General features: G+C 62.2%; 1 protein-coding gene. It reads right to left on the bottom strand.

Annotation, left to right across the window (positions count from 1 at the left end):
- The coding region (locus tag RM572_RS29505) for a hypothetical protein (protein ID WP_311676404.1) at nucleotides 1–221 on the bottom strand (221 nt) is incomplete at its 3' end.
- Nucleotides 222–407: the final 186 nt, after the last annotated feature.

The raw sequence follows: 407 nt of genomic DNA, 5'->3' as shown, positions 1-407 counted from the left end.
TGGCGCAGCAGGCTGCCGAAGCCGAGGTTCAGATCCTCCACCAGACCGCCGGGTCCAAAGCCCTCGTAATCGGATGAGATGACTTCGACGATCCGGATCTCGCCGGTCTCCAACAGTGCGTCCATCGTCGGCCGGAATTCGCGGAGGTCGTCGCCGCGGACCCGGCCCGACACCTGGATCCCGAAAACACCCTTGGGCATGTCGGGAAGAACGTCGATCATCGGTTCTCCTCCCGTCTCACGCCTCGAGTCTGCACCCAAGCGGCAGTGCTTCGATTCAGGATCGCGAAGACTCCCAGAGACTTGATATCTCCGACGGCACGTTCTCGCTTTTGACGGCACTCCGTGTCCACCCGCCATGGCTTCCCGGAGCAATCCTGTAGACCCCTCCATCGCCCGAATACACCC

Source organism: Streptomyces hazeniae, from assembly GCF_031845485.1.
GTDB classification, from domain to species: domain Bacteria; phylum Actinomycetota; class Actinomycetes; order Streptomycetales; family Streptomycetaceae; genus Streptomyces; species Streptomyces hazeniae.
This window is presented reverse-complemented; position numbering and strand designations above follow the sequence as displayed.